Here is a 1,805-nt window from a genome sequence, read left to right on the forward strand (position 1 = left end):
TTGAGGCATACCCTAACCTGATGTCAGATGCCATGTGTAAATTGCGTCAGGATAGGATTGAATTTTGAATTTATTGACATATCTCGTTGAAGGTCATAGAGTCTTCCCTGACATTTTGCAGGGAATTCCATGACTGGACAGCGCATTGGGTATATCAGGGTCAGCACCTTCGACCAGAACCCGGAACGGCAACTGGAAGGCGTCAAGGTTGATCGCGCTTTTAGCGACAAGGCATCCGGCAAGGATGTCAAGCGTCCGCAACTGGAAGCGCTGATAAGCTTCGCCCGCACCGGCGACACCGTGGTGGTGCATAGCATGGATCGCCTGGCGCGCAATCTCGATGATTTGCGCCGGATCGTGCAAACGCTGACACAACGCGGCGTGCATATCGAATTCGTCAAGGAACACCTCAGTTTTACTGGCGAAGACTCTCCGATGGCGAACCTGATGCTCTCGGTGATGGGCGCGTTCGCCGAGTTCGAGCGCGCCCTGATCCGCGAGCGTCAGCGCGAGGGTATTGCGCTCGCCAAGCAACGCGGGGCTTACCGTGGCAGGAAGAAATCCCTGTCGTCTGAGCGTATTGCCGAACTGCGCCAACGTGTCGAGGCTGGCGAGCAAAAGACCAAGCTTGCTCGTGAATTCGGAATCAGTCGCGAAACCCTGTATCAATACTTGAGAACGGATCAGTAAATATGCCATGTCGTTCCATCCTGTCCGCCGCCGAGCGGGAAAGCCTGCTGGCGTTGCCGGACTCCAAGGACGACCTGATCCGACATTACACATTCAACGATACCGACCTCTCGATCATCCGACAGCGGCGCGGGCCAGCCAATCGGCTGGGCTTCGCGGTGCAGCTCTGTTACCTGCGCTTTCCCGGCGTCATCCTGGGCGTCGATGAACTACCGTTCCCGCCCTTGTTGAAGCTGGTCGCCGACCAGCTCAAGGTCGGCGTCGAAAGCTGGAACGAGTACGGCCAGCGGGAGCAGACCCGGCGCGAGCACCTGAGCGAGCTGCAAACCGTGTTCGGTTTCCGGCCCTTCACCATGAGCCATTACCGGCAGGCCGTCCAGATGCTGACCGAGCTGGCGATGCAAACCGACAAAGGCATCGTGCTGGCCAGCGCCTTGATCGGGCACCTGCGGCGGCAGTCGGTCATTCTGCCCGCCCTCAACGCCGTCGAGCGGGCGAGTGCCGAGGCGATCACCCGTGCTAACCGGCGCATCTACGACGCCTTGGCCGAACCACTGGCGGACGCGCATCGCCGCCGCCTCGACGATCTGCTCAAGCGCCGGGACAACGGCAAGACGACCTGGTTGGCTTGGTTGCGCCAGTCTCCGGCCAAGCCAAATTCGCGGCATATGCTGGAACACATCGAACGCCTCAAGGCATGGCAGGCACTCGATCTGCCTACCGGCATCGAGCGGCTGGTTCACCAGAACCGCCTGCTCAAGATTGCCCGCGAGGGCGGCCAGATGACACCCGCCGACCTGGCCAAATTCGAGCCGCAACGGCGCTACGCCACTCTCGTGGCGCTGGCCACCGAGGGCATGGCCACCGTCACCGACGAAATCATCGACCTGCACGACCGCATCCTGGGTAAGCTGTTTAACGCTGCCAAGAATAAGCATCAGCAGCAGTTCCAGGCGTCAGGCAAGGCCATCAACGCCAAGGTACGTCTGTACGGGCGCATCGGTCAGGCGCTGATCGACGCCAAGCAATCAGGCCGCGATGCGTTTGCCGCCATCGAGGCCGTCATGTCCTGGGATTCCTTTGCCGAGAGCGTCACCGAGGCGCAGAAGCTCGCG

At 60.3% G+C, this 1,805-nt stretch carries 2 protein-coding genes; both read left to right on the forward strand.

Annotation, left to right across the window (positions count from 1 at the left end):
• The first annotated feature begins 129 nt into the window (after positions 1–129).
• The gene (locus tag ACSIPU_RS30230) at positions 130–690 is read left to right on the forward strand and encodes a recombinase family protein (RefSeq protein ID WP_000147567.1); all 561 of its coding nucleotides are present in this window, start codon (positions 130–132) and stop codon (positions 688–690) included.
• A gap of 2 nt (positions 691–692) precedes the next feature.
• Positions 693–1,805 (forward strand): DUF4158 domain-containing protein (locus tag ACSIPU_RS30235; RefSeq protein ID WP_219715962.1); only part of this gene is annotated, 1,113 nt, incomplete at its 3' end.

Source organism: Klebsiella sp. HN106, assembly GCF_051209435.1.
Lineage (GTDB): Bacteria > Pseudomonadota > Gammaproteobacteria > Enterobacterales > Enterobacteriaceae > Klebsiella > Klebsiella oxytoca.